The organism is Megasphaera sp. MJR8396C (genome assembly GCF_001546855.1).
Taxonomy (GTDB): Bacteria; Bacillota; Negativicutes; order Veillonellales; family Megasphaeraceae; genus Megasphaera.
In genome coordinates, this window is sequence record NZ_KQ958207.1 from 67,366 (window position 1) to 87,903 (window position 20,538).

Below are 20,538 nucleotides of genomic sequence, written 5' to 3' on the forward strand. Positions count from 1 at the left end.
CTGCACCAGGCGTCCTTTATTCTCATATATTGTAAAAAAAGTAAAGTTGTGTTATGATGTAGAGCGTAATATGGTATTTTAGAGATATTTAGGGCTGTACCGGCCCATAAGGAGGACATACTTAGAATGAACGTAACAGTAAACGAAGTAGACCAGCACAAAGTGACCCTGCGCATCGAAGTGCCTGCGAAAGACGCTTCCAAACAGGCCGCAGCCGCTTGCAAAAACTTGGCAAGCCGCGTCAATATCCCGGGCTTCCGTAAAGGCAAGGCACCGCGCATGGTACTGGAAAGCTTCTTAGGCAAAGACGCTGTCAAACAGGAAATTTTTGAAGCTATTGCCAATAAAGCGTACGGCGACGCCCTCGATCAGGAAGGCATCGTTCCCGTAACGGAACCGGAATTGAACGTTATCTCTGACGAAAACGGAAAAGACGTCGTCTTTGAAGCTACGGTCACCAAGAAACCGGAAGTCAAACTCGGCGAATATAAAGGCATTGCAGTTGCCAAAGATAAAGCAGAAGTAAGCGACGAAGACGTTGCCAAAGAACTGGCTAACCTCCAGAAACAGCACGCTAAACTGGTCGTAGCTCCGGAAGGCACGGAAATCGCAAAAGATGACTTTGCTGTCATCGACTTCAAAGGCACCGTCGACGGCGTCGCATTCGAAGGCGGCGAAGGCAAGTCCTATCCGCTCCAGATCGGCTCCGGCAGCTTCATTCCGGGCTTTGAAGATCAGCTCATCGGCAGCAAAGCCGGCGATGAAAAAGACGTCAAAGTTACCTTCCCGGAAGATTACTTTGAAAAATCCCTGGCTGGTAAAGAAGCCGTCTTCGCCGTTAAAGTCAACGACGTAAAACGCAGCGAACTCCCGGCCATCGATGACGAATTTGCCAAAGAAGCCGGCAAATTTGAAAGTGTCGACGACCTCAAAGCCGACATCCGCAAACGCCTTGAATCGAAGGCATCCTACCAGGCTTTGGAAAAATTCAATGCCGAAGTCTTGCAGACCGTCGTCAACAACGCTGAAGTAGATATCCCGCAGGTCATGGTCGACGACAAAATCGATCAGATGATCGAAGAACTGTCGGTTAAGCTCGAAACGCAGCGCATGAACCTCGACGACTATCTCAAATATATGAACCAGGATATGGACAAGCTGAAAGAAAGCTATGCCGAACCTGCTAAAGAAAACGTCAAGATGGACCTCGTCCTCGAAGCCATCTCGAAAGCGGAAAACATCGAAGTAAAAGACATCGATCTCCAAGCTGAAATCATCACCATGTCTCAGAACTTCGGTGCTGACCCGAAAGAAGTTTATAAGATTATTTTGAAAGAACACCGCGTTCCCATGCTGGTACAGTCTGTTGGCCGTAAAAAAGCAGCCAGCTTCATCTTGAGCAACGCTATCGACTCCAACGAAGATAAGAAAGAAGAAGCAAAAGCTGAAGAACCTGCAAAGGCTGAAGACTAATACCGGAAACGCGTCATCCGGAGGTGTTTGTTTTGACAAATATGTATGTACCTATCGTCGTTGAACAGACGGCGCAGGGTGAACGTAGTTACGATATTTATTCCCGCCTGTTAAAAGACCGCATCGTCTTTCTCGGCGGCCCTATCGATGATACCGTTGCCAACAGCATCATCGCCCAGCTCCTCTTTTTAGAAGCCGAAAATCCTGACAAGGATATTCACTTATATATCAACAGCCCCGGCGGCGTCGTTACGGCCGGCATGGCTATCTATGATACCATGCAGTACATCAAGCCGGACGTATCGACCATCTGCGTCGGTTCCGCTGCCAGCATGGCCTCTGTCCTCCTGACAGCCGGCGCCAAAGGCAAGCGTTTTGCCCTGCCTCATTCTCAGGTCATGATTCACCAGCCTTTGGGCGGTGTTCAGGGCCAGGCGACGGAAATCGAAATCCATGCCCGCGAAATCCTGCGCATGCGTGAAGAATTAAACGGCCTCTTGTCGAAACACACAGGACAGCCTGTGGACGTCATCCAAAAGGATACGGAACGGGACAACTTCCTGACGGCTGAAGATGCAAAAGCTTACGGTCTCATCGATGAAATCCTGTCCCGCCCGTTGACCCATGAAACGAAATAGGACAGGAGGAAGATACATGAACGATAAGCATGATGAACCGCGCTGCAGTTTTTGCGGTCGTCCTCAGGACGAAGTGCAGAAACTCATCGCCGGTCCTGGCGTCTACATCTGCGATGAATGCGTTGCCGTAGCGCAGCACATCATCGAAGAAGAAAAGACGGAAGATACAGAAGAGTTCGAATTGAAGGATTTGCCGACACCGCATGAAATTAAGGCAACCCTCGATGAATACGTCATCGGCCAGGAGGCCGCTAAGAAGACCCTTTCGGTTGCCGTCTACAACCATTACAAACGGCTGCAGACCAATTCGACGTCCGTTTCCGGCGACGTAGAACTCCAAAAATCAAATATCGTCATGGTCGGCCCTACGGGGAGCGGTAAAACCCTGTTGGCTCAGACCCTGGCGCGACTCCTCGACGTGCCCTTTGCCATTGCCGATGCGACGAGCTTGACCGAAGCCGGCTATGTCGGCGAAGACGTCGAAAACTGTCTGCTCAAACTGATTCAGGCTGCGGACTACGATATTGCCAAGGCCGAACGAGGCATCATCTATATCGACGAAATCGATAAGATTGCCCGTAAATCAGAAAACCCGTCGATCACCCGCGACGTATCCGGTGAAGGTGTCCAGCAGGCCCTCCTGAAAATCCTCGAAGGGACCGTTGCCGGCGTTCCGCCTCAGGGCGGGCGCAAGCACCCTCATCAGGAAATGCTGCAAATCGACACGACGAACATCCTCTTTATCTGCGGCGGTGCTTTTGACGGCATCGATAAGACCATCTTGAGCCGGACGACGGATAAGAATATGGGCTTTGGCGCTGACATTCAGACCAAGGAAGAACATTCCATGGAATCCCTCCTGCGGGACATCATCCCGACGGACCTCCAGAAGTTCGGCCTCATTCCTGAATTGATCGGCCGTCTGCCTGTTTTAGTTACACTCAATCCTCTTGATGAAGAAGCGATGGTACATATCCTCACAGAGCCCAAGAACGCCCTGGTCAAACAGTATCAGAAGATGCTGTCCATGGATGACGTAGATCTCGAATTTACGCCGGACGCTCTGCAGGCCATTGCCAAGGAAGCGCTGCGGCGCAATACCGGTGCCCGCGGACTTCGCTCGATCATCGAACGGATCATGCTCGATGTCATGTTTGACGTACCGAGCCGCGACGACGTTGAAAAATGCGTCGTAACGGATGCCTGCGTCAAGGACGGCGCTGAGCCGGATCTCGTTTTGAAAGAGGCAAAATGATATAGTGGTATGATAAAACTCATTTCTTAAACCGGAAATGAGTTTTATTTTTCAATAGAAGAAGGTGAAAATATGGAAGAAAACATTGTCATGGATGAACGCGATATTCTGTCTTTGCCTTTTGTTCCCCTTCGCGGTATTGTCGTCTACCCCAATCTGGTCAGTCACATCGACATCGGCCGGGATACGTCCCTGGCAGCGGTCGACTATGCCATGGAGCATGACCGCCAGCTCTTAGTGGCTACCCAGGTCGATGAAAACGAAGACAATCCGGGCTTTGACGACGTCTATACTATTGGCTGCGTCGTAAAAATCGAACAGTTTCTCCGCATGCCGGGCGGCTTGGTCCGCATTTTGGTCAACGGGATTTCCCGTGTCCGCATGCAGGGCTTTTCCCAGAAAGCCGGCTATCTCGAAGGCGCTGCCATCAAAGTAGCTGAAATCAGCCGCAATGCGACGGAAGAAGAAGCCCTGCGCCGGGTCATTCTCAAACGCCTCCTCGATTGGCTCGATAAACTTCGTGACGGCGAAGAAGCCAGCGAAATTGCCAAGAGCATCGAAGGTCCGGGCGTCCTGGCCGACTACGCAGCGTCGCAGCTTCCTTTGAAACTGGTCATCCGCCAGCAGATTCTGGAAATGACCGACGTCGAAGCTCGTCTGCGCCGCATCGGCTCGCTTCTCGATACGGAAGTCGACATTGCTAACCTCGAATCGAAATTAAACCGCGAAGTCCGCGGTAAGATGGATCAGCAGCAGAAAGAATACTATCTGCGCGAAAAAATAAAGGCCATCCACGATGAACTGGGGGACAAGGTCGATAAAGATACGGAAGTGCAGGAACTTCGCGATAAGATCAAGAAGATGAAACTTGATAAAGATATCGAAAAGGCCCTGCTCAAAGAAACGGACCGCCTCGATTCCATGCCGCCTATGATGGCCGAATCGGCGATTATCCGGACCTATCTGGACCTGGCCATGGCTCTTCCTTGGAAGAAAGAAACGAAGGACCGACTGGACCTCAATGAAGCCCAGCAGGTTCTCGACGAAGACCATTACGGTCTGAATAAGGTCAAAGACCGCATCATCGAATACTTGGCGGTAAAACAACTGACCCATAGCCTCAAGGGACCGATCCTTTGCTTCGTTGGCCCTCCTGGAACGGGGAAAACCAGTATCGCCCGGTCCATTGCCAGAGCCATGAACCGTAAATACGTCCGCGTCTCCTTAGGCGGTGTGCGCGATGAGGCCGAAATCCGTGGCCATCGCCGGACCTATATCGGCGCCCTGCCGGGCCGCATCTTGAGCGGCATGAAGCAGGCCGGCGTCAAGAACCCGGTCTTCCTCCTCGACGAAATCGATAAGATGACCGCCGATATGCGGGGAGACCCGTCGTCGGCGCTCCTCGAAGTCCTCGACCCGGAACAGAACCATACCTTCAGTGACCATTTCCTGGAACTGCCCTTTGACTTGTCCAAAGTCTTCTGGATCACGACGGCCAACGTTCTCAGCAACATTCCGCGTCCCTTGATGGACCGCATGGAAATCATCGACTTCACGAGCTATACGGAAGACGAAAAAGTCCAGATTGCCAAGAAATACCTGGTACCGAAACAGATCAAGGAAAACGGCCTTAAAGCCAGCCAGGCTAAATTCTCCGATGCCGTCCTGCGCCGTATCATCTCCGGCTACACCCGTGAATCCGGGGTCCGCCGCTTGGAAAAGATGATCGGTACGGCTTGCCGCCGCATCGGGAAATCCCTGCTCATGAATGACGAAGTGCCCCTCAGCGTATCGGTCAAGAACTTAGAAAAGCTCTTAGGGCCGGTAAAATTCCTGCCCGACACGATTCATAAAGACGACGAAGTCGGCATCGTCACCGGCATGGCCTGGACGCAGGTCGGCGGAGAAGTCCTGGAAACAGAAGCCGTGGCCGTCAAAGGCCGTGGCCGTTTGATGCTTACGGGACAACTCGGCAGCGTCATGAAAGAATCGGCCGAAGCCGGCGTCACCTATATCCGCAGCCGTGCCGAAGCCTTAGGCCTTGCCGAAGATTTTTACACCAAGACCGATTTGCACATCCACTTGCCCGAAGGGGCCATCCCCAAAGATGGTCCGTCAGCCGGGATTACCATGGCCACGGCCATTACGTCGGCCCTGACCGGTAAAGCGGTCCGCCACGACGTCGCCATGACCGGTGAAATTACCCTGCGCGGCACAGTCCTTCCCGTCGGCGGCATCAAGGAAAAAGTCATTGCTGCCCACCGGGCCGGCATTAAAAAGATCCTGCTTCCGGAACAGAACCGCCGCGACATGGTCGACGTGCCCCAGTCCGTTCAGGACGACGTCAAATTCGTATTCGTCCACCACATGGATGAAGTGCTGGCTCAGGCACTGGTGAAGTCCTGATGGCCTCTTTCGACATCATTCAGGCCGAGTATGCGGCAACGGCTGTCCGCCGCGATCAATATCCGACGAACAATCTTCCGGAAGTGGCCTTTCTCGGCCGCTCTAACGTCGGCAAGTCGAGCCTGATCAATTCCCTCTGCCGCCACCGCGGCCTGGCCAGGGTCAGCGGCGCGCCGGGGAAGACCCAGACCATCAACTATTTCAAGGCCGCCCTGCGGCGTCGCGATGAAGAAGAAGGGGAGCGGCGCCTTCCCTTTTTCCTGGTCGATCTGCCGGGTTACGGCTTTGCCAAGACCGGCGGCAAGAACCGCGACCGCTGGAGTGCTTTCATCAGTGAATACGTCACGGCCTCTGAAAACCTCTGCGTCTTGTGCCTCCTCGTCGACCTGCGTCATCCCGGTCTTGCCATCGACCGCGAAGCCTATGAATGGCTGGCCTCCAGCGGCGTACCTTTGCAGATCGTCGGGACCAAGGCCGATAAATTGAAGGCCAATGAAAAGCACCGCAACTTAGCGCAGCTGAACAAGCTCTTTCCGACGGACCATCCGGCCCTGGCTTACTCGTCCCTTAAAAGCGACGGCTTCGGGCCCTTGGCTAAAAATCTCTTTCATCGGATCATGGAGTTTACGAATCTGCCTTAAAAATATATATTTTTTTCTTGTTGACACGAGATACACCGCGATTTTACTGGAAAATCGCGGTGTTTTTTGATATAATTAGTGTGATTTATTATCGGCTAGTTAGGAGGTTAGGTAATTATGGCAATCGTGTCGCTTGACAGTGATTCCGATTTTTCAGTAAAAGTCTTTCATCAGCCGGGCATCGTCGTCGTCGACTTCTGGGCACCCTGGTGCGGACCGTGCAAGATGGTTCATGCCGAAGTCAGACAAGCTGCCGCTCGCTTTGGCGACGCCGTCAGCGTCGTGAAGGTCAACGTCGACAACCACCGCGCACTCGCTGAAAAGTATGAAATCATGGCCGTTCCGACGCTATTGTTTTTTAAAGGCGGTAAACCGCTTAAACGAATCATTGGCTACGCTTCACAAGCTGAAATCAGTGACTTCTTGGTAACCCTTGTACCCGAATGCAAGGCTGCCGGTTTTGACAATAAAAATATTGGGATGATATAATTGAATTTAGAAGAAAGAGGGACGGAAGGACAATTACTGTCGATTGTCGTTCCCGTATATAATGAACAGCCGAATATTGAGAAATTCTATATGGAGGCGACGAAAGCCGCAGCGACACTCGATATGGATTATGAAATAATCTTCGTAGACGACGGTTCTAAGGATGCTACGCCCCTTATTCTCAGTCGGCTGGCCCAAGAGGACGAACACGTCCGGGCCTTTATCCTGGCTCGCAATTTCGGGCATCAACTGGCCATTACCTGTGGAATGGACCATGCCCGCGGCGATGCGATTATCACCATGGACGGTGATTTGCAGCATCCGCCGGAAATGATTCCCGACCTGGTTCAGAAATGGCGTGACGGCAGTGACGTCGTGCAGACGATTCGCGAAGCGACCGACGACGCAGGTTTTGTAAAGAAACTGACGTCCAAATGGTACTATCGCGTCTTGAATGCCGTGTCACCGGTTCACATCACGCCCGGCGGCTCTGATTTCCGCCTCATTGACAAAAAGGTTTTGGAAACGTTTAAACAATTTCGCGAACACGACCGTTTCATTCGCGGCCTGATCGGGGATATCGGCTATACACAGACCTTCGTTCGTTTCGTAGCCCCTAAACGCTACGCCGGCAGTTCAAAATTTTCCATGCGCAAAATGCTCCATTTTGCCTTAGATGGAATCATGGCTTATTCAAAAATACCCTTACGGGTTTCCTTTTACATCGGCATATTAAGCGGGATTTTAAGTTTACTGCTGATCCTGCATGTCGTTTACAGTAATTTAGTGGGCAAAGTGGTACCGGGATGGACGACGATGATGATCGTCCAGTGCCTGTTCAGCGGTATTCAGCTCATTTTTATCGGTGTCATCGGAGAGTATATAGGACGTATCTTTGAAGAGGTAAAACACAGGCCCCTGTATTGGCTGCGTGCCGAACTGGGCCAGCGAAAAGAACCATAAATGCCTATTGCGTTGTATGGACTTCGAGACAGAGAGGAGTTTTTATGTGGAGAAAAAACAGTAAAGTTTGGATATTGACTGCCATTTTCATGTGTACTGCTGTACCGGCACTGGCTGCGTCGACCTTAACCGTCGGCAGCCGCGGCGATGAAGTCCGTTCTGTTCAGCAAGGGCTGCGCAGCAAGGGCTACAAAGTCAATGTCAACGGAGTATACACGAAAGAAACGGCACAGGCCGTGTCGAAATATCAGAAAGATAAGAAAATCCAGGTCAGCGGTACCGTTGGCGGTTGGACTTATTATCTCCTGACGGGCAGTCGCTCCATGTTACCTGCGAATCCACCCAAGAATAATCCCCCAGTCGCTAAGAAAGCACAAGATATCAAGGTCAACGACCAGGCCGTATCGAAATATAAGCACTTTGGCGGCGGTGATGCCTTTGGCAATCAATTGGTCAACTCAGCGTATCAGTACCTGGGCGTTCCCTATGTATTTGGCGGGAATACGCCCGATGGCTTTGACTGCTCGGGATTTACCAAGTATGTCTTTTCCCATAACGGCATCGAACTTCCGCGTATGGCGGATCAACAGTACGAAGTCGGCCAGCGGGTTCGCCGCACGGACCTCATGCCGGGCGATTTAGTATTCTTTACGACCTATGAACCGGGCGTGTCTCATACCGGTATCTATGTCGGTGACAACAACTTCATCAGCGCTACCAGCAGCGGCGGTATCCGCGTAGACAGTTTAGACAGCGGCTACTGGTCGTCGCGTTACGTCGGCGCTACCAGGGTTCGAAAATAAGATGTAATGGCTAGGGAACAAGTCGTCTCTAGCCATTCCTTATACGGCAGTCCTTCCGATTTTTTATCGTCAAAAAAGGTTGCCGAACCGGGGGAAATGAGCGTATAATTTTCCCATATAGAAAGATATGTAGAGGGAGTGTTTATTACTATGAAGTACATGACGGGTAATGAAATCCGTAAGGCCTATTTACAATTTTTTAAGAGCAAGGAACATCTGATCCTGCACAGTTTTCCCCTCATTCCGGAAAACGACCCCAGCCTGCTCCTCATCGGCGCCGGCATGGCCCCGCTCAAGCCGTACTTTACGGGCAAGCTCGTCCCGCCGTCGTACCGGGTCACGACGAGCCAGAAGTGCATCCGTACCGGGGACATCGACAACGTAGGCCGCACGGCCCGTCACCATACGTTCTTTGAAATGCTCGGCAACTTCTCTTTCGGCAACTATTTCAAGAAGGAAGCCATTTCCTGGGCTTGGGAATTTTTGACAGAAGTACTCGAACTGGACAAGAGCAAATTATACGTTACCATTTATCCCGATGATAAAGAAGCCTATGATTACTGGCATAATATGATCGGTCTTGCCGACGAAAGAATCTTCAAATTCGACGATAACTTCTGGGAAATCGGCGAAGGCCCTTGCGGTCCGGACAGCGAAATCTTCTACGACCTCGGCCCTGAACGCGGCTGTGGCCAGCCTACGTGCAACGTCGGCTGTGACTGCGACCGTTACCTGGAAATTTGGAACCTCGTTTTCACCCAGTTCAACCGGACGAAAGACGGAAAATACGAACCCCTCGAAAAGAAAAACATCGATACCGGCTGCGGCCTCGAACGACTGGCTTCGGTCATTCAGCAGAAGGAATCGAACTTTGAAACAGACCTGATCTTCCCGATTATCGAAAAGGTCATTGCCATCAGCCACGGCGATTACAGCGATCCGCAGCAGAAGATCGCCATGAAGGTCATTGCCGACCATATTCGGGCCATTACGGTCATGATCTCCGACGGCATCCTGCCGTCTAACGAAGGCCGGGGTTACGTCCTGCGCCGTATCCTGCGCCGTGCCGTCCGTTTCGGCCGCCTCTTGGGCATCCGCGACATGTTCCTCGGCAGCCTCGTCGATACAGTCATGGATATCCTCGGCGATGAATATCCGGAATTGCGGGAACGTCAGGAACTGATCAAACAGATCATCGATACGGAAGAAAAACAATTCAGTGCTACCCTGGCTCAGGGCATGGAACTCTTGAACGACATGATGAGCCAGAGCGACAATAAAGTCCTCTCCGGCGATAACGTATTCAAACTCTATGATACGTATGGCTTCCCCATGGAACTGACCGAAGAAATCGCTGGTGAAAATGGCATGACCATCGATACCGATGGTTTTGAAGCAGCCATGAAGGAACAGCAGGAACGGGCCCGCGCTGCCCGTGCCGACGTATCAGCCAAAGTAGCTACGCCGGACACGACCAAACTTGACCAGTCGAAACTGATCAACGACCCGTCGGCCACCAAAGCCTCTATCGTCATGATCGGTAAAGGCGGCGTCGAAGTCGATGCAGCCCAGGCTGGGGAAGAAGTGACGATTATCGTTGACAACAACCCCTTCCACGCCGAAGGCGGCGGCCAGCTCAGCGATACGGGTGTTCTGGCCGGCGAAAAAGGGAAGGTTCAGGTTACCGATGCCAAAGCACTTCCGAATGGCTTAGTATACCTCATCGCCACCGTCGATGAAGGGACACTTCAGACAGGCGATACTGTCGACGTTACAGTCCATCAGACACGCCATCTGAACCTGGCCCGTAACCACACAGCAACCCATCTCCTGCAGGCCGCCCTGCGCAAGATTTTGGGCAATCACGTCAACCAGGCTGGCTCCTTAGTCACGCCGGACCACCTGCGCTTTGACTTTACCCATTTCTCGCCCGTGACCCAGGCCGAACTCGATGCTATCGAAAACCTGGTCAACGAAGAAATTCTTAAGAATATACCTGTAACCATCGAAGAAATGCCTATCGATGACGCCAAAGAAAAGGGCGCCATGGCCTTATTCGGTGAAAAATACGGCGACGTCGTCCGCGTCGTCTCCGTCGATGACTTCAGCTGCGAACTCTGCGGCGGCTCCCACGTCGACAACACGTCGGTCATCGGCTCCTTCCGCATTACTGGTGAATCCGGGACTGGATCCGGCGTCCGCCGCATCGAAGCCGTCACCGGCGAAGCAGCCCTGGCAGTAGCTAAAGCAGAATCCCGTGAACTCCAGCAACTGGCCGACCTGCTCAAAGCCAAAGTCGGCGATACGACGGCTAAATTAGAAGCCCTCCTGGCTCAGGCCAAAGGCATGGAAAAAGAACTGGCTCAGCTCAAGAAAGAAGCCGCCATGTCCGATATGGACAGCATCTTAGCCGGTAAGGAAGATATCGGCGGGGTCTCGGTCATCACGGCTGTAGCCCAGGCCGATTCCATGGACAACCTCCGCGATTTGGCCGACTCCGTCCTCGATAAGGTCGGCAGCGGCGTCGTCCTCTTGGGAATGGCCCACGACGATAAAGTTAACTTCGTCTGCAAGGTCGCTAAAGCCGATGTCAAACGCGGCCTCCACGCCGGCAAGATCATCAAGGCAGCCGCTCAGGCAGCCGGTGGGAACGGCGGCGGTCGTCCCGATATGGCCCAGGCCGGCGGCAAAGAACCGGAAAAATTGGCCGATGCCTTAAAAGCTGGCGCCGATGCCGTCCGTGATTTGTTAGGATAAATTTTTGGCAGTCATGCCAATTGAATAAAAAGGATGTGAGTCAATATGGCAGTCAATGACGAAACGATGATTATGCAAAACCGCAGCGAAGAACAGACCGTTGCGTCCATGATTCTCGAAGATGTCTATCACGCATTGGAAGAAAAAGGGTACAACCCGATCAATCAGATCGTCGGCTACTTACTGTCCGGTGATCCGACGTATATTACGAGCCACAACAATGCTCGCAGCAATATCCGCCGCATTGAACGGGACGAACTGATCGAAGAATTAGTCCGTTCCTACGTCAAACAGCGGAACTTATAGGAGGCATATGCGAATTTTAGGACTCGACGTCGGTTCCAAGACGATAGGCGTTGCCTGCAGCGACGCCCTGCTGATTACGGCCCAAGGCGTAGAAACGATTCGCCGCAAGTCGGATGAAGCAGACTTTGCCCGCCTGCACGAACTGATCAAAGAAAAAGAAGTACACTGCATCGTCGTAGGCAAACCACGCCATATGAATGGTGATTACAGTGATAACATGAAACACATCGAAGAATTCGTTCAACGATTCCAGAAAACCGTCCCGAACGTAGACATTGTCTATTGGGATGAACGCCTGACGACCATCATGGCCCAGAATGTATTAAAAGAAGGAAATGTGCGGCGCGAAAAGCGCAAGCAATTTGTCGATAAAATGGCGGCAATCCTTATTTTACAAAATTATTTAGACGCTCATGCTCACTAAGGAGGACTATCATGTCGGAAGAAATGAACAACGAATTGGAAGAAGTTATCATCGTTACCGCAACGGATGACGACGGCAATGAAGTAAATTATCAGGAAGTACAGCGCATCGACATTGACGGCAAAGTATTCGCCCTTCTCGTCGAAGTTCCTGACAGTGAAGACGACGATGCCGACGACGACGGCGATGCTATCGTAGCCCGCGTCGATGTGGAAGACGGCGAAGAAGTCTATGTTGCGCCGACGGATGAAGAATTCGACGCAGCTAATGCCGCTTTTGATGAACTTTTTTCGGAATAACGATTCAGTAGGTACTGTCCCGGCATAAAGCTTGGGACAGTTTCCTCGTTTTGTATTGCAGTAAGGATGACACAGGGACTCGCGCCCCGGCAAGATGCCCGGATGCGAAGTCCCTTTTCAAGTGGGGGAGTAACATGGAATTGCCATCGATACAGCAATTGCGGAATTTTGTCATTTACAGTAAATACGGTAACTTTACAGCCGCTGCTAAGGCGGCTAACATCACTCAGTCGGCCTTCAGCGCTCAAATGAAGAAGCTGGAAGAACTCCTAGGCGTCCACCTCATCGAGCGCTCCAACCGCGGCAGCCACCTGACGCCGGAAGGGAAGGACTTTTATACCAAGATAAGCCATATCCTCGGTGAACTCGAAGCCGTCGTCAGTGAGCTTCCCGGAAGGGCGGCGACGGCCCAACCTCTGGCCGTGGGTATCATGCTGTCCTTAGGTGACGTCCACATGAACCGCCATCTGGCTTACTTTCAGGATCATCACAGCGGCGCGTCCTTTCGGGTCTATAACCTCGAAGTGCGGGAAATGCTCCAATGGCTGAAGGATGACCGTCTCGATATCGTATCCCTGTTTTACTTGCCGAGCCTTAACCTCGACGACTACGAAAAGGTTTTCTTTGGGACCGACAACATCGTCTACTATAAGCCGGGTCTCGACGTCAGCGGTACTTCCATTCCCGCGAAAGACGTAGCAGCAGAGCCCTTGGCGCAATATTCGCCGCAGTATGAGATGAACGCCTATATCGGCCGTTATTTTGAAGCCCAGGACTGTCAGCCCCAGAAGACGAAAGCCTGGTTCTCTACGCCCTATGCCATGCTCAATTACTGTCAGCAGAACCAGATCGGGGCCTTGCTGCCCGAACGATTTTTACGGGCTATGGGCGTCGTCGAAAACTACGCTCAGCTCGATCCGCCTATCCATTTGCCATGCTATTTGGTCTACAAAAAAAAGAATCCTAAGTACGCTGCCATCCAAGTATTTGTCGAGTATATCCGCCGCGTCTACCACATTGAAACCTAGTCCATGAAAGATATTTGTCATCAAAAAAAACGATGACAAATATCTTTTTTTTCTGTTATACAAGGGGCGGCGGAAGGTGTAGAATCTAGCTTGCAAATACGAAAGGAGCAGTGAATGCTGTATGTCAAATCAATCACTTTGGAACAAGGATTTCCTGCTTGATACGGGAATCAACTTCGTCGTCTACCTCATCTATTATCTGTTAATGGTCATCATCGCCGTCGTCGCTAAAGACCAACTCCACGCCTCTTTAGGGGAAGCGGGACTGGCATCGGGCATCTTCATCGTCGGCACCCTCTTGGCACGCCTTCAGTTCGGCAAGGCCATTGAACTCTACGGCCGCCGCATGTCTCTTTATGGCGGCATCATCTTTTACTTCGTAACGACCTTATTGTATTTCTATATCCCGAATCTAGCTATTCTCTACGTAATCCGCTTCCTCAACGGCATGGCTTACGGCATCGTATCGACGGCGACCAACACCATCGTTGCCTCCTGTATTCCGCCTGAAAAGAGAGGCCAGGGCATCAACTATTACGGCCTCAGCACCAGCCTGGCCGCTGCTGTCGGTCCTTTCTTGGGCATGCTCCTCATCGTCATTACCAACTTCACCTTCATCATTACCCTCTGCGCCGTCTTGGTCGGCCTGTGCATGATCGGCTGCATCATCCTTCATATCAATGAAATTGAACTGACGTCCGAACAGATCGCCAAGATGAAAGCCATGACCCTCGACAACTACGTCGAATACCGCGTCATGGTCATCTCCATCATCGGTTTCTTCATGGGCTTTGCCTATTCCAGCGTCCTGACCTTCCTGGCCGCTTATGCCCGGGAAATCAACTTAGTCGAAGCCGGGACCTTCTTCTTCGTCGTCTACGCCGTCGTCATTACCTTGACTCGTCCGCTGACGGGCATCATCTTCGACCGCAAAGGCGAAAACTACGTCCTCTATCCTTGCTACATCTGTCTTGCCATCGGCCTCTTCCTGCTCAGCATTACAGGGACTTCGTGGCAGCTCCTCTTGTCCGGCGTCTTCGTCGGCCTCGGCTATGGGACCTTCATGTCGAACGGTCAGGCCGTCTGCATCAAATTGACGCCGCCCTACCGTATCAGCGTTGCCTTGTCGACGTACTTCGTCGCCCTTGACCTCGGCATCGGCGTCGGTCCTTACGTTCTCGGCAGCCTCCAGGGCCTCTTGACCTTCCCGCAGCTCTACATTGTAGCCGGTGTCATCGCCGCTGCCTGCTTCGTCTTGTATTATCTCTTCTATGGACGGAAAATCAACCTCATCAATCGTGCCGTCCGTATCTATATTCACGCCTGAGGCGTCTCATATATTTCATTTTCCCCGGATTCAGGGACTGTGCCTTACCTTCAGCACGGTCCCTTTTTTGGGCCTTGCGGTCGTTTGAAGTTTATTCGTCAGTCGGGTATAATAGACGAAAGGAGAAATCATGAGGACAAAAACGAAAGTACTGGTATGCTTAGCCGCCGTCTGCGTCGTGCTCAGCCTCTTTTTTTGGCCCGAAAAAGAACCCGATGCCTACAGCTCGGCGACAATAGAAGCGGCCGAAGAAGTGAGCCGGGCCGAAACGGAAATGCTGGCCCCTGATGAACGGCTCTACGGTGAAGATGGTGACGTGCGCCTGCAGGACTTATATAATCAAAAACCGGTCTGTCTCTTTTTCTGGGCCGTCTGGAGCGACGACAGCCTGAAGAACTTAGCCCTTCTGGAAGAGATGTATCAGAAGTATGGAGCGGACGTTACCTTTGTCGCCGTGCCTACCGGTCCCGATGCTGACAAGGGGGCAGCCTACTGCCGCAAGAAAGGCTACGGGATCCCCGTCTATGGCGGTGACGGCCAACTTTTTCGTGACTACGGCATCGCCGACGTGCCGCAGGTCATCTTCATCGCCCGGGGCGGCCAGATGAGCTTTCCTTATCGCGGCGTCCTGACCGAGCGCCAAATGGAGGTAGAATTGGAAAAGATAAAATAATAAAAAAGACTTGCCAAGAAGACGAAAACACGGTATACTATACAAGTCGCATGAAACTTGCGCTGTATGGGCGGTTAGCTCAGTTGGTTAGAGTATCTCGTTGACATCGAGGGGGTCGATGGTTCGAATCCATTACCGCCCACCATACATGAGCCCGGTTGTATCCATTATTCTTTGAGTAATGATACAACCGGGCTTTTTCTTTTTGCCCTTTTGAATCAGAAAAATTATTCAAAACTTTTGCGAATAATAGGTGTATTATAGACAAATTATGTCCTGATTAGTGATCTATACGCTTATTTGGGACAAGATATGCTAAACAATAGATGTATTCCAGAAACAGCCGATATATCCCAATTCGGCTGTTTTTTTATATAGAAATTATGTTGTCCTTTTTGTTTTCGCCTTTCTATAAAAGGGAATAGGGGCCCTTTCTTATAGTTAAAATTGTAATATATTGACACATGATATACTTTGTTAGAGAAAATTTATATTTTTTATGGTGTTAATATTTATGTAAAGACACAAAATTTCTTATAGATAAGCTTTACAAGTTATTTGACAGAATGATATACTATATCAAAGATTAAAACAATCCACATTATAATATAAAGATAAATTGGGATAACTAGCGTATTTGTAGTACATGATTTAGCTTACAACTTCAATAATAAAACAAAATAAATAAAACTTTGTGGATGAGTATTGTCAAATATTAAAAGAGAAATGATATTTATAAATAAGTTTTTATGTGGTCCCAATTTTATTTTTTGAAGTGTAACTTATCGTTAGAGTGTATACGTTTCATTGAAAAAACATCACAGCAGGAAGGGGTGTTGACAGCATGACCTGTGATTGATCGTTTCAACGGGGGAACGATTTACCGAGACGGTATTTTTTTTGTTGTAACCATACATCACAAGTCATTGACAGATCCTGACAGGTCCTAGATTTGCCTACTGTCAGGATAGATTCCGAGTACATCCGTTTTTTACGAGTTGTTATTGGGATTTAAAAGGAGGAAGGTTTTTTTATGAATAAGATCTACAAGGTCGTTTGGAGTAAGGTGAGAAATGCCTACATAGTCGTTTCAGAACTTGCTAAGAGAAATAGTAAAACAAAATCGCAGCACACGTCGCGCGTACCCCATAGCCTGCTGCGGCTGGCCGTCGTGACCAGTCTGTCCTTGGGGATTGCTTCAACCCTAACGTTTCCGGCATTTGCAACCAATGCCTGGGGGACTATTAGTGGGACCACAAACGTGGCTGCAGGCGGCGGATCCAATGCAAGCGGTACTAACTCTGTAGCTGTCGGTAACGGTTCGACGGCGAGCGGCACCAATGCGGCAGCTATAGCCGGTGGTACGGCTGCCAATGATTATTCCCTTGCTTTTGGTCTAGGCAGTATTGCCGGTACGGCAGGAGCCACTAATAATAAAGCCGTTGCTATCGGCTATAATGCCATAGCTTATAGTCTTAATGACGTTGTAATCGGCGCAAATCAGACTGCCATAACGGCGAACTATGGGCCGTCAGAAGATACGCCTAATGGGTCTAACACGAGTTCGGCTTTCGGCGGCCGGGTCCTAATCGGTCACGACAATATTGCCTACGGTCGTGCCGGTAACTCGGTTATTTTAGGTTCTAACAACCGATCAAATGCGGTTCATGGTATTGCTATCGGTCAAAATGTTGTCGTCGGTCAACCTGACGGCGGCACACTAGCCTATGAAAATGCTATGGGCTTTGGTACAAATACTCGCTCGTATTCTACGAATACTATCGCTATTGGTAATAATGCTATTGCCGGTAATACGGATACTTCTAGGACCTCATATGATGCAAATGGAGACTCTGCGGTTGCCATCGGTGCTGCATCTCAATCGACTTCGGGCTTTACGGTAGCAATTGGTGGTGCGAGTTCGGCTACCGCGATTGAAGCCGTTGCCATTGGTAAAAACTCTAATGCGAGCGCGATTTATGCAGTAGCTACGGGGTCGGGTGCGCAAGCTACAAATCAAGGAAACATTGCCGTCGGTGCATCTGCAAATGCTAGTGGTGAAAATGCTATGGCTGTAGGCCGTAATGCTACTACCGCCGGCGTCCGAGCCAGTGCTTTCGGTTATAATGCAGTAGCCAGCGGTGGCGGTGCTATGGCCCAAGGGACTAATGCAAATGCAAGTGGTTCTTATTCTATGTCTATTGGTTATGATACGGTCGCCAGTGCCGGTAGTGCTATATCTTTTGGCTATTTGGCAAAATCGTTAGGTACGCGAAGTATCTCTATTGGTCGAGAAGCCTCTGCTGGTACAGCTTCAACGGATCCGGACGCCATTGCTATCGGTTATCAGACCGTCGCTCCGGCTGGGAATTCTATTGCTATTGGTAAAACGGCTGCTATAGATTCTTCGGCGGCTAGTGCTATTGCATTAGGCAGTGCTGCTACGGCCAAGATTGCAACTAGTGTGGCCATTGGTTCTGGATCCACTACAGAGCGATCAACAGATACTACCAGCCAGGGCTGGAATGTTCAGGACAGTACATGGAGCAGCTGGCTTTCTACCAAAGGCAATGCCGGTACTACCAGCGGTGGCGTATGGAACAGCAGTGCTGGTGTCGTTTCCATTGGTACAGATGGCTTTGCCGGAAATTCCGTGACCCGTAAACTCACCGGTTTAGCAGCCGGTCAGTATGATACGGATGCCGTGAACATGAAGCAGTGGACCAATACCATGCTGGCTACTACCGGTGATTTCCAAGCCAGTGGATCCACACAATATGGCTCGGACAACACACCGCGTACAGCGACTAAACTTTTGAATGAATCCTTGAAGATTACCGGTGGCGTAGACAATACACTGTACTATCAGTCTGATTTTTCCACTAGCCCGAATATCGGTAGCGTAATCAGTGACAACAAGGTTACCCTTCTCTTAAATAAAACTCTCCGTGGCTTGGAAACAATCTATTTGACCAATCCGACCACCGGCAATGCCACAACCCTTAGCGGTAACGGCATTACTATCAGACCCAGTGGTGGCACCGCTGTATCTCTGACCGGTACGGGCCTCAATAATGGAGGGAACAAGATTACCAACGTTGCTGCCGGTACAGCTGGCACCGATGGTGTTAACGTAAGTCAATTGAATCAGGCTATCGCCGGTGTTAGCGGTGGCTCCGGTTCAACGACTACGGTAACCGTTGAAGGCGGCACGGCAGCCGGTACCGACAGTACGTATACAGGCAACAACTTACAAATTACGTCGACGACAGGCACCAATTCTATCGCTTATGACCTTAAATTAGCTGATAAGGTTACCTTAGGCAGCACCGGCACGACTGGCACGGACGGCTCCCTTACTGTTAACGGTACCGGTGGTTCTTCCGTAGCCGTTGATGGGGCAACCGGTTCTGTGGCTTTAACCGGTACCGACGGTTCTACGGCTACCATCGCAGCCGGTACGGCGACTAGCGACGTCAACGGTACTTCTATTAACCGTATTACCGCAGGCGGTGCGACTGTAGCAACCCTTGATGACGGCATGGTCTACACCGGCGACACCGGAACGGCCGCTGTAAAATTGAATAAAACCGTCAATATTGTTGGCGGTGAAACTGATTCTACCAAATTATCGACCGACAATAACATTGGCATCGTAGCCGCTCAAGACGGTGATAATGGTAAATTAACCGTTCGCTTGGCGAAAGATATTACAGGTTTGAATACCGTAACGGCCGGCGATGCTATCTTAGGTAATCAAACCGCTACTACAGCTGGTGGTACATCTCAAGAAGGCAGCTATGTAACCGGTTTGGATAACACGACGTGGAATGTAGCCAATCCGGATATCGTAAGCGGCCGTGCAGCTACGGAAGATCAGCTGAAAACCGTAAGCGATGCTATTATCGACGGCACCAGTGAAAACGCAACTGGCGGCTTCGGCTTGACGGATGACAATAATACAGCAGTTAAACAAGACCTGGGCAAGACAATCCAGATTGCCGGTGACGGTAACATCACGACTACCGCTGATGCGGATGGTAAAAAGATTACCGTAGGTTTGAAAAATACCGTGGCTCTTGGGGAATCAGGCAGTGAAAGCGGCTCCCTTACGGTTAACGGGGCTGCCGGTTCTTCCGTAGCTGTTGATGGTGCCACAGGCTCTGTCGCTTTGGCCGGTACGGACGGATCGACGGCGACTATTGCAGCAGGCACCAGTGCGCCCAATTTAGCCGGTACTTCTATTAACCGTATTACTGTCGGTGGTGCGACCGTCGCAACTCTTGATGACGGCATGAAGTACTATGGTGACTTTGGCAGTGTTGCGTCTGTAAAATTGAACAATCAAGTTAACGTCAAGGGCGAAGCAACGACGGAAGCTAATCTTACGACGGGCAACATCGGCGTCGTATCCAGCCAGGATGGCAATAACGCTCTGTTAACGGTTAAACTCAATAAAGACCTTAACTTAGGCTCCACAGGTTCCTTAACGATGGGGAATACCGTTGTTAATAATAGTGGCATTACCATTACCCCGGCTACCGGTGACCCTGTATCCTTAACAAGTTCCGGTCTCGACAACGGTAATAATAAGATTATTAACGTTGCGCCTGGTGAAATTAGTGAAACTTCTACCGATGCTATTAACGGCAGTCAGTTGTGGAAAGAACTTCAAAATATTTCCGGTGGTTCCGGTACGACAACATCGATTACCGTTGAAGGCGGCACGGCAGCCGGCACAGGTGGCACGTATGCAGGTAGTAATTTACAAGTAACATCTACTACAGCTACCGATGGCTCGAAAACCTATGACATGAAACTGGCTGATAACATTACCTTAGGCAGCACAGGTACAGACGGTGTCGATGGTTCTGTGACTGTTAACGGCAAGGACGGATCTTCCGTAGCCGTTGATGGATCTACCGGCTCTGTCACTCTGACCGGTAATGACGGTTCGACGGCGACTATTGCAGCCGGAACCAGTGCGCCTAACTTAGCCGGTACGAGCATTAACCGCATTACCGCAGGTGGTGCGACCGTCGCAACTCTTGATGAC

The 20,538-nt window shown here is 50.8% G+C and carries 16 protein-coding genes and 1 tRNA gene; all 17 read left to right on the plus strand.

The annotated features are described in order from the left end of the window. Positions 1-126 precede the first annotated feature (126 nt). Positions 127-1,473, plus strand: coding sequence for a trigger factor (tig, locus tag HMPREF3201_RS10475; protein ID WP_062413014.1), 1,347 nt, complete (start codon positions 127-129; stop codon positions 1,471-1,473). Positions 1,474-1,514: 41 nt separating this feature from the next. Continuing rightward, complete coding sequence (gene clpP, locus HMPREF3201_RS10480; RefSeq protein ID WP_044504871.1) at positions 1,515-2,111, plus strand: ATP-dependent Clp endopeptidase proteolytic subunit ClpP; 597 nt, start codon at positions 1,515-1,517, stop codon at positions 2,109-2,111. Between the two features lie 16 nt (positions 2,112-2,127). Continuing rightward, positions 2,128-3,366 (plus strand): ATP-dependent Clp protease ATP-binding subunit ClpX, encoded by a 1,239-nt coding sequence (gene clpX / locus HMPREF3201_RS10485; RefSeq protein WP_062413015.1) that lies wholly within the window; start codon positions 2,128-2,130, stop codon positions 3,364-3,366. A gap of 72 nt (positions 3,367-3,438) precedes the next feature. After that, positions 3,439-5,772 carry an endopeptidase La gene (gene lon / locus HMPREF3201_RS10490; RefSeq protein ID WP_062413016.1) on the plus strand — a complete coding sequence of 778 codons (2,334 nt, stop codon included), beginning with the start codon at positions 3,439-3,441 and terminating at the stop codon, positions 5,770-5,772. Beyond that, positions 5,772-6,413 (plus strand): ribosome biogenesis GTP-binding protein YihA/YsxC, encoded by a 642-nt coding sequence (gene yihA, locus HMPREF3201_RS10495; protein WP_062413017.1) that lies wholly within the window; start codon positions 5,772-5,774, stop codon positions 6,411-6,413. Before lon ends, yihA begins: the two co-directional genes overlap by 1 nt. 117 nt (positions 6,414-6,530) lie before the next feature. Further along, on the plus strand, positions 6,531-6,902 hold the full coding sequence (trxA, locus tag HMPREF3201_RS10500) for a thioredoxin (protein ID WP_062413018.1): 372 nt from the start codon (positions 6,531-6,533) through the stop codon (positions 6,900-6,902). Positions 6,903-6,938: 36 nt separating this feature from the next. Then, the gene (locus HMPREF3201_RS10505) at positions 6,939-7,865 is read left to right on the plus strand and encodes a glycosyltransferase family 2 protein (RefSeq protein WP_062413029.1); all 927 of its coding nucleotides are present in this window, start codon (positions 6,939-6,941) and stop codon (positions 7,863-7,865) included. A gap of 89 nt (positions 7,866-7,954) precedes the next feature. Continuing rightward, entirely contained in the window at positions 7,955-8,668 is a 714-nt protein-coding gene (locus HMPREF3201_RS10510) for a C40 family peptidase (RefSeq protein ID WP_227163094.1), read from the plus strand. A gap of 159 nt (positions 8,669-8,827) precedes the next feature. Beyond that, a complete protein-coding gene (alaS, locus tag HMPREF3201_RS10515; RefSeq protein ID WP_172980530.1) occupies positions 8,828-11,425 on the plus strand; it encodes an alanine--tRNA ligase in 2,598 nt (865 codons plus the stop codon). Positions 11,426-11,470: 45 nt separating this feature from the next. Beyond that, positions 11,471-11,731: an IreB family regulatory phosphoprotein gene (locus HMPREF3201_RS10520; protein ID WP_044504192.1), complete on the plus strand. Its 261-nt coding sequence runs from the start codon at positions 11,471-11,473 to the stop codon at positions 11,729-11,731. A 7-nt stretch (positions 11,732-11,738) separates the two neighbouring features. Continuing rightward, entirely contained in the window at positions 11,739-12,155 is a 417-nt protein-coding gene (gene ruvX / locus HMPREF3201_RS10525) for a Holliday junction resolvase RuvX (protein ID WP_044504191.1), read from the plus strand. 11 nt (positions 12,156-12,166) lie between these two features. Further along, on the plus strand, positions 12,167-12,454 hold the full coding sequence (locus HMPREF3201_RS10530) for a DUF1292 domain-containing protein (RefSeq protein ID WP_062413021.1): 288 nt from the start codon (positions 12,167-12,169) through the stop codon (positions 12,452-12,454). Between the two features lie 134 nt (positions 12,455-12,588). Next, positions 12,589-13,482 carry a LysR family transcriptional regulator gene (locus HMPREF3201_RS10535; RefSeq protein ID WP_062413022.1) on the plus strand — a complete coding sequence of 298 codons (894 nt, stop codon included), beginning with the start codon at positions 12,589-12,591 and terminating at the stop codon, positions 13,480-13,482. A gap of 121 nt (positions 13,483-13,603) precedes the next feature. After that, positions 13,604-14,809 (plus strand): MFS transporter, encoded by a 1,206-nt coding sequence (locus HMPREF3201_RS10540; protein ID WP_062413023.1) that lies wholly within the window; start codon positions 13,604-13,606, stop codon positions 14,807-14,809. Between the two features lie 130 nt (positions 14,810-14,939). Beyond that, positions 14,940-15,482: a TlpA family protein disulfide reductase gene (locus HMPREF3201_RS10545; protein ID WP_154253951.1), complete on the plus strand. Its 543-nt coding sequence runs from the start codon at positions 14,940-14,942 to the stop codon at positions 15,480-15,482. A gap of 68 nt (positions 15,483-15,550) precedes the next feature. After that, a tRNA-Val gene (locus HMPREF3201_RS10550) sits at positions 15,551-15,627 on the plus strand. 888 nt (positions 15,628-16,515) lie between these two features. Next, the coding region (locus HMPREF3201_RS10555) for an ESPR-type extended signal peptide-containing protein (protein WP_197408292.1) at positions 16,516-20,538 on the plus strand (4,023 nt) is incomplete at its 3' end.